Here is a 7,775-nt window from a genome sequence, read left to right as displayed (position 1 = left end):
GTGCTCGACGGCGCTGCTCGCCGGCGGCATCGCCCGTGCCGACGACGCGACCAACGCGATGAAACCCGCTGCCAATGCCATGAAACCAGCCGCCGATGCGATGAAGCCGGCCGCGGACGCCATGAAGCCCGCAACGGATGCGATGAAGCCCGCCGACCCGATGGCCACCAATTCCATGAAGCCTGCCGCCAACGCCATGAAGCCGGCGGCTGACGCGATGAAACCGGCAACCGATGCCATGAAGCCGGCCAACTAGGCCGGCTGCCGGCGGCGCACGCGAATGTGAGCCCTTGCCGCAACTCGCGCGTCGCGCCGCCGGAGCTGATGCAATAAACTGATCCCAATGGAAGCCATGAGGAGTGCAACCATGACCGACATCAAGATTTCCAACCGTTCGTTCGGCTTTGTCAAAGGCGCGCTCGCCGCGCTTGCGCTTGCCGCCGCGGGCGCGGCCTTCTGGCTGACGCCAGCGGTTTCGGCCGAGGATGCGGTGAAGATCCCGCCGCCGGCATTTGACGAAAAGGCGGCTGCCGGCAGCGAAAAGGCAATCTTCGCCGGCGGCTGCTTCTGGGGCGTGCAGGGCGTGTTCCAGCACGTCAAGGGCGTCAGCAAGGCCGTCTCCGGCTACACCGGCGGTAGCAAGGATGATGCCGTCTACGAGACGGTCGGCTCAGGCCGCACCGGACATGCCGAATCCGTCGAGATCACCTATGATCCGTCTGAGGTCACCTATGGCCAGCTGCTGCAGGTCTATTTCTCGGTCGCCCACAACCCCACCCAGCTGAATTTCCAGGGTCCCGACTCGGGCACGCAGTACCGCTCGACGATCTTTGCCGAAAACGAGGCGCAAAAGAAGATCGCGCAAAGCTACATCGCCCAGCTCGACCAGGCCAAGGTGTTCCCGGAGCCGATCGTCACCACGCTGGAAACTGGCAAGACCTTCTATCCGGCCGAGAATTATCATCAGGATTTCCTGACGCTGAACCCGACCTATCCCTACATCGTCTACAACGACCTGCCCAAGGTGGCGAACCTGAAGGCACTGTTCCCGGCGCTGTACAGCGAGAAGCCTGTGCTGGTGCTGTCGGCGAGCAACTGAGGTTGGCGGACGCGCGACATCTCCCCCTCGAGGGAGGAGATCAGCTCGCGCCAACCCCCTCAATCATACGTCAAATCCGTCGCCTTCCCGCCAAACACCCGGTAGGCATAGAACGAATAGAAGATGATGACCGGCAGCACGACCACGGTGCCGGCCAGGATGATGGCCAGGCTCTCCGGTGCCGAGGCCGCTTGCCAGATGGTCAGGCGATCCGGCACCACGAACGGGTAGAACGACCAGGCCAGGCCGGCAAAGCCGAGCGCGAAGATGGCGGCCAGCGTCAGGAACGGCGTCAGCGAATGGCGGTCGTCGGGCTTCGGCAGATGGAAGGTCTGCCGCCACAGCCACAGGAACAATATTGCCGACAGAATCGGCAGCGGCGACAAATAGAGCATCGCCGGCCAGACGAACCACTTGTCGAAGATGCGCGGGCTGGCGAAGGGCGTCGCCAGCGACACCGCCGCCATGCCGAGCGCGGTCAGCACCAGCGCCGTGCGCAGCCAGCGCACCGCCTTCTTCTGCAACTCGCCCTCGGTCTTGTAGATCACCCAGGCGGCGCCCATCGCCGCGTAAGCCGCAGCAAGGCAGAACGCCACCAGCACGCCAAACGCCATGCCGCCGAAGCCGACATCGAGGCCCAGCACATAGACGCCCAGCATATAGCCCTGCGCCAGCGAAGCGATGAGCGAACCCAGGAAGAAAATACGGTTCCAGCGGTGCTTGCGCTCGGTCGGCACCTTGGCGCGGAAATCGAAGGCGACGCCGCGCAGGATCAGCCCGACCAGAAGCACGAAGACCGGAATGTAGAGCGCGGTCAGGATGACGCCATGCGCCATCGGGAAAGCGACCAGCAGCAGGCCGACGGCCAGCACCAGCCAGGTTTCATTGGCGTCCCAGAACGGGCCGATGGCCGCGATCATCGTGTCCTGTTCGGCGTCTTCGGCGGCGGCGAACAGGATGCCGATGCCGAGATCGAAACCGTCGAGAATGACGTAGATCAGGATGGCCAGGCCCATCAGGCCGGCGAAGATCAGGGGAAGCGCGGTGGGCCAGTCGAAGCTCATTTTTCTTCTCCTATTCGCCTGCTGCCGGTTGCGACATGGCCGTCTTCATGACGCCCGGCAGCGGCGATGAATCGCCGTCCTTCGCCGCCTTCAGCGCCAGGTGCACCAGCACGCCGAGATAGGCGATCAGCAAAAGCGCGTAGAGAATGAGATAGATGGCCAGCGTCAGCGCGACATGGCTGCCGGCCACCGGGCCGACCGCGTCGGCGGTTTTCAGCACGCCAGTCACCAGCCAGGGCTGGCGGCCGATTTCGGTGGTGTACCAGCCGGCCAGCGTCGCCAGCCAGCCCGACAGCCCCATCGGCACCATCAGCAGAGCGAGCGGCTTCGGCAGGCTGTGGCGGCGCTTGAGGAAGAAGGCGGCCGACCACGAGACGATGAGCATCAATATGCCGGTGCCGACCATGATGCGGAAACCCCAGAACACCGGGAACACAGGCGGATGGTTGCCGGGATAGTCGTTCAGCCCCGGCACGACACCGCTGGTCGAGTGCCGCAGCACCAGGCTGGCCCCGTCGGGAATGGCGATCTCGAACCTGTTTTCCTTGGCCGCCTCGTCGGGCAGGGCGAAAAGAACCAGCGGCACGTTGGGGCCGGTGTTCCAGTTGGCCTCCATGGCGGCGATCTTCTGCGGCTGGTGCTCCAGTGTGTTCAGCCCGTGCTGGTCGCCGGCAAAGATCTGGATCGGGATCAGGATCGCCGCGGTGAAGACGCCGGTGCGCAGCGCCTTCCACATCGATTCCGAGCGGTCGCCCTTGAGATAGCGCAGCGCTGACAGGCCAGCGATCAGGAACGACACCGTCAGGCCGGATGCCAGCAGCATGTGGGTAAGCCGGTAGGGCATCGACGGGTTGAAGACGATCGCCCACCAGTCGACGGCGTGTGCGACGCCATCACGGATCTCGAACCCGGCCGGCGTCTGCATCCAGGAATTGAGCGCGATGATCCAGAAGGCCGAGACGGTGGTTCCGCCCGCGACCAGCACCGTCGCCAGCGTGTGGATGCGGTTGGAGACACGGCGGAAGCCGAACAGCATGATGCCGAGGAAGGCGGCTTCGAGGAAGAAGGCGGTGAGGATCTCGTAGGCCAGCAGCGGCCCGGCAATGTTGCCGACCTTTTCCATGTAGCCGGGCCAGTTGGTGCCGAACTGGAAGCTCATGGTGACGCCGGTAACCACACCCATGGCGAAGGACAGTGCGAACACCTTCACCCAGGTGAAATAGGCACGTATCCAGGCGGAATCGCCTGTCGCGTTGTAGCGCAGCTTGAAGAACAGCAGCACCCAGCCAAGCGCAATGGTGATCGTCGGGAACAATATATGGAACGAAATATTCGCGCCGAATTGCATGCGCGACAGGATGAGCGGGTCCATGGTGGGCTCCGGCTGCTTCGAATGCCTTGAAGAATAGGCCTGTCACGCCGCTCGGTCAAAGCGGCGTCCCGCCGCGAGGCGGAACGCCGCAGCGCCCTGCCAATATGACGCATGTGCAGCATGGCTTAGCCTATGCGCCGGTGTCCGGCAGGTCGCCAGACTCATCCCGGTCGCTGGGGCAGTTGTATCGGCCGCCAGCCACCAGGGTCGGCCGGCAACGATTGTCGAGAACTGTCAGCAGCGGCATTGACTTACGGTTGCATGCACCGACATTCGGCCTATATCAGGGGACCTCTTTCAAGTAGCCGTTTTCAACCATGCCCTCCATCCTGTCTATTTCCGGGGTCTCCAAGACCTACGCCACCGGCTTTACCGCGCTCAAGGAGGTCAATCTCGACATCCAACGTGGCGAGATCTTTGCGCTGCTCGGCCCCAACGGCGCCGGCAAGACGACGCTGATCTCGATCGTCTGCGGCATCGTCAACCGCTCGTCGGGCACCGTCACCGTCGACGGCCACGACATCAACAAGGATTATCGTGCCGCGCGCAGCCTGATCGGCCTGGTGCCGCAGGAACTGACCATCGATGCCTTCGAGAGCGTCTGGGCGACGGTCAACTACAGCCGCGGCCTGTTCGGCAAGCCGGCCAACCCGGCTTTCGTCGAGAAGGTCCTGCGCGACTTGTCGCTATGGGACAAGAAGGACGCCAAGGCGATCACCCTGTCGGGCGGCATGAAGCGCCGGCTGATGATCGCCAAGGCGCTGTCGCATGAGCCGCGCGTCCTGTTCCTCGACGAGCCGACCGCCGGCGTCGATGTCGAGCTGCGCCAGGACATGTGGGCGATGGTGCGCCGGCTGCGCGAGGATGGCGTCACCATCATCCTCACCACGCATTACATCGAGGAAGCCGAGGCGATGGCCGACCGCGTCGGCGTCATCAACCGCGGCGAGATCATCCTGGTCGAGAACAAGGCCGAACTGATGCGCAAGCTTGGCCGCAAGCGGCTGGTGCTGGAATTGCGCAATCCGCTGACGGCCATTCCCGAGGCGTTCTCGCGCTACGCGCTGGAACTGTCGCCGGATGGCGGGCAGCTGACCTACACTTATGACAACCAGGCCGAGCGGCCGGGCGTCGCCTCGCTCATCCGCGATCTCGAGGCCGGCGGCATCCAGTTCCGCGACATCGACACGCAAAACAGCTCGCTCGAGGAGATCTTCGTCAATCTGGTGAGGAGAGAGCCATGAACCTCCGCGCGGTATGGGCGATCTACCGGATGGAAATGGCGCGTGCCTTCCGCACCGTGCTGCAGAGCATCGTCTCGCCGGTCATCTCGACATCGCTGTATTTCGTCGTCTTCGGCTCGGCCATCGGCTCGCGCATCACCGAGATCGACGGCATCAGCTACGGCGCCTTCATTGTGCCCGGCCTGATCATGCTGTCGCTCTTGACGCAGTCGATCTCCAACGCCTCCTTTGCCATCTACTTTCCGAAATTCGTCGGCTCGATCTACGAACTTTTGTCGGCTCCGGTCTCCTATCTGGAGATCGTCATCGCCTATGTCGGCGGTGCGGCGACCAAGTCCATCATCCTCGGCCTGATCATCCTGGCGACAGCCTCGCTGTTCGTGCCGCTGACCATCCTGCACCCGTTCTGGATGCTTACCTTCCTGGTGCTGACGGCGGTGACCTTCAGCCTGTTCGGCTTCATCATCGGCATCTGGGCGAAGAGCTTCGAGCAGCTGCAGCTGGTGCCGCTCTTGATCATCACGCCGCTGACCTTCCTCGGCGGCAGCTTCTATTCTATCAACATGCTGCCTGGGATCTGGCGCACGGTGACGCTGTTCAACCCGGTCGTCTATTTGATCAGCGGCTTCCGCTGGAGCTTTTACGGCAAGTCCGACGTCTCGGTTGGCGTCAGCCTTGGCATGACCGTCGTCTTCCTGCTGGTCTGCATAACCATCGTCGCCTGGATTTTCAGGACCGGTTATCGGCTCAGGAACTGAGCGGTCCAAAGTCGTCATCCTGGGGTCTGCGCCGCGTCGCTTCGCTCCTTGCCACGCCCCAGGATGACGAAGGGAAAAGGCTTCGCCCAAGCCCTGAATATCGATAGACCTAGATTGCCTTGACCAGCCGCAGCAGCCCTAACATCTCCACATACGTCCCCTTGCGGAAGGCGATGTAGACCGGCTCTTCGACACCATGGAAGCGGCGCTTGAACGCCGCCTGGCCCTGCAGGTTGAACCTGCGCCGGTTGACCCATGGCGAGCCGTAGGCGCGCTGGAAGATGTTGCGCCAGAAATCGCTTTCGTCAAAGCCGCTCGGGCCGATGTCGACGAGCGGCGACAGGCCGAGCGTGACCACCGAGATGCCTTGCTCGCGAAAACGGTCGACGGCGAATTTGGTCAGGCCGACCTCGGCATGCGGCGAGGCATCGATGTGCTTGCGCTTGAAGGCGGTGGTGTAGCCGATGACCTTGCCGTCGGCAAACAGCGGATCGAAGTCAAGCAAAGCGACCAGTTCGCCGTCGGGGCCATGCAGCACGAAACGGCGCATGTCGCTACCGAGATGGTCGGCGAACGGGCGGTTGAGAAAGCCCATCTCCCAGCGCTTGACGATGCGGTCGCCGCGCCAGTTTTGGGAAAGCCGGGCGATCTCGTCGAGGTGGATCGTTCGCCTGTCCTCTTCGAACGAAAAGCCCTTCTTCAGCAGCCAGCGCTCGGAGTAGCGCACGGTTTCGTTGCGCTTTCCGGAAAAATCATGCTCGGGCAGGGTGAGGCGGGTGTCGATGCCGAAACGATTGACCTTGTAGCCGAGCCCGGCCAGCACCCGTGCGGTCTCTTCGCCGATCTGCACGAACCACGGGCTGCCGGCGGCCTCGACGAAGCGTCTGATATAGTCGGGTCGATGCGCCGGAGCCGCCACGGGGTCGCCGAGCGCGAAATGATGCTTCATCTTGGTGCCGAAGGCGATGTAGCCGTCGGCGTCGCCGAAATAGGAAAGCTTGTTCTGCACGGCGCTGGAGTAGGCGAGCGAGAAGTCGCCGTGGCGGCGTACAAGCGCCAGCCGTTCGACATGGGTCAGCGCCTCCCGCTCGACCTTGGGCGCGGCGCCCTCAAGGATGCTGTCGACATAGATCCGCAAGGAGGGCATGGTCGAGATTCCGCGTGCCGCCTACAACGCCGCGCGTCCAAGACGCGCAAAGGTGCTGTAACACTTCGATTCTGCGCATGGCCTCGAAAATCGAACCCGATTTCGGGCATGCGCGTGGGGGATAACAGAGACCCGCCAGCCCCCCAGGGCCTCGAATCAATCACATTGCCGCGACCTGATTACCGTTGATATTGCGCATATGCCATATAGGGCACAACCGCGGCCCAGCGTATGCCTCGAAAATCGTATGGCTCGAAATCGGCAGCGGTTTGCGGGTATGGTCCTGCGCGGGATCAAACGGTTACAGCGTCATGCGAGCCTTGCGGCAGGGCGGTCGAATGGGATTCAAGAGTGAATGGCTGATACGACAATCAGGTGGGTGGCGGACCAGACGGTGACGGTCGAGCCGGCAATCGTCGTCGGCGCCGGTGCTGCCGGACTGGCCGTCGCGCACGCCTTGATGAACGCCGGCGTGCCGACCGCGATCCTGGAAAAGGAAAGCCGGCTGGCCGAGCCCTGGCACCGGCGACACCCGCAGTTGCATCTCAACACCCACCGCGATCTTTCTTCGTTGCCTGGCCTCGCCTATCCCCCGGGCACCCCTGCCTTTCCGCAAAGGATGGTCGTCATCCGCCATATGAATGATTTCAGGGAGGAGAACCGGCTGCCGGTGCAGTTTGGCGTCGCTGTCGAAGAAATCGCCTTCAAGGGCGATCATTGGGCGCTGCGGACCAGCGCGGGGCGGCGCCTGGCCCGCAATGTCGTCATCGCCACCGGCCGCGACAGGCAGCCATTCACTCCTGAATGGAAAGGCATGAAGGATTTCGCCGGCCGCATCATCCATTCGGCGGATTTCGGCGACGCGCAGGACTATGCGGGCCAGAAAGTGCTGGTCGTCGGCGCCGGCAATTCGGGCTTCGACGCGCTCAATCATCTGGCCGACATAGACACGGCCGCCATCTGGCTGTCGGCCCGCAACGGCCCCGCCCTCCTGCCCAAGCGGATCGGCAAGATCGCCGTGCATCGGCTTTCGCCGTTCATGGCGCGCTTGCCGTTGCGGGCCGACAGCCAGATGGCGGCCGTGTCTATGT

General features: G+C 63.2%; 8 protein-coding genes. 5 read left to right on the top strand and 3 right to left on the bottom strand.

Annotated elements, in window-relative coordinates:
* A partial coding sequence (locus EN935_RS14245) for a hypothetical protein (RefSeq protein WP_127373389.1) occupies positions 1–256 on the top strand: 256 nt, incomplete at its 5' end.
* Between the two features lie 111 nt (positions 257–367).
* A complete protein-coding gene (msrA, locus tag EN935_RS14240; protein ID WP_127373388.1) occupies positions 368–1,099 on the top strand; it encodes a peptide-methionine (S)-S-oxide reductase MsrA in 732 nt (243 codons plus the stop codon).
* A gap of 59 nt (positions 1,100–1,158) precedes the next feature.
* Here msrA and EN935_RS14235 read toward each other — a convergent pair whose 3' ends face one another.
* Together EN935_RS14235 and EN935_RS14230 are read right to left on the bottom strand one after the other, a co-directional pair.
* Entirely contained in the window at positions 1,159–2,163 is a 1,005-nt protein-coding gene (locus EN935_RS14235) for a cytochrome d ubiquinol oxidase subunit II (RefSeq protein WP_127264526.1), read from the bottom strand.
* Positions 2,164–2,173: 10 nt separating this feature from the next.
* Complete coding sequence (locus EN935_RS14230; RefSeq protein ID WP_109663497.1) at positions 2,174–3,535, bottom strand: cytochrome ubiquinol oxidase subunit I; 1,362 nt, start codon at positions 3,533–3,535, stop codon at positions 2,174–2,176.
* A 317-nt stretch (positions 3,536–3,852) separates the two neighbouring features.
* On the opposite strand from EN935_RS14230, the gene EN935_RS14225 reads away from it, so the two are divergent.
* On the top strand, positions 3,853–4,779 hold the full coding sequence (locus EN935_RS14225; protein WP_126067025.1) for an ABC transporter ATP-binding protein: 927 nt from the start codon (positions 3,853–3,855) through the stop codon (positions 4,777–4,779).
* The gene (locus EN935_RS14220) at positions 4,776–5,537 is read left to right on the top strand and encodes an ABC transporter permease (protein ID WP_109663491.1); all 762 of its coding nucleotides are present in this window, start codon (positions 4,776–4,778) and stop codon (positions 5,535–5,537) included. Before EN935_RS14225 ends, EN935_RS14220 begins: the two co-directional genes overlap by 4 nt.
* A gap of 109 nt (positions 5,538–5,646) precedes the next feature.
* Here the strand turns inward: EN935_RS14220 and EN935_RS14215 are convergent, their stop codons facing one another.
* Positions 5,647–6,684, bottom strand: coding sequence for a phosphatidylglycerol lysyltransferase domain-containing protein (locus EN935_RS14215; RefSeq protein WP_109663489.1), 1,038 nt, complete (start codon positions 6,682–6,684; stop codon positions 5,647–5,649).
* 355 nt (positions 6,685–7,039) lie between these two features.
* On the opposite strand from EN935_RS14215, the gene EN935_RS14210 reads away from it, so the two are divergent.
* Positions 7,040–7,775: NAD(P)/FAD-dependent oxidoreductase (locus tag EN935_RS14210; RefSeq protein ID WP_164771128.1), on the top strand; the 736-nt coding region annotated here is incomplete at its 3' end.

Origin of the sequence: Mesorhizobium sp. M7D.F.Ca.US.004.03.1.1, assembly GCF_003998635.1 — a bacterium.
GTDB classification, from domain to species: domain Bacteria; phylum Pseudomonadota; class Alphaproteobacteria; order Rhizobiales; family Rhizobiaceae; genus Mesorhizobium; species Mesorhizobium loti.
The sequence above is the reverse complement of the archived record's forward strand: the minus strand, read 5'-3'. Positions and strand labels throughout refer to the sequence as shown.

Coding starts and splice junctions, on each gene's coding strand:
- msrA (WP_127373388.1), top strand. CDS start 368: ATGACCGACATCAAGATTTCCAACCGTTCGTTCGGCTTTGTCAAAGGC.
- EN935_RS14225 (WP_126067025.1), top strand. CDS start 3,853: ATGCCCTCCATCCTGTCTATTTCCGGGGTCTCCAAGACCTACGCCACC.
- EN935_RS14220 (WP_109663491.1), top strand. CDS start 4,776: ATGAACCTCCGCGCGGTATGGGCGATCTACCGGATGGAAATGGCGCGT.
- EN935_RS14230 (WP_109663497.1), bottom strand. CDS start 3,535: ATGGACCCGCTCATCCTGTCGCGCATGCAATTCGGCGCGAATATTTCG.
- EN935_RS14215 (WP_109663489.1), bottom strand. CDS start 6,684: ATGCCCTCCTTGCGGATCTATGTCGACAGCATCCTTGAGGGCGCCGCG.
- EN935_RS14235 (WP_127264526.1), bottom strand. CDS start 2,163: ATGAGCTTCGACTGGCCCACCGCGCTTCCCCTGATCTTCGCCGGCCTG.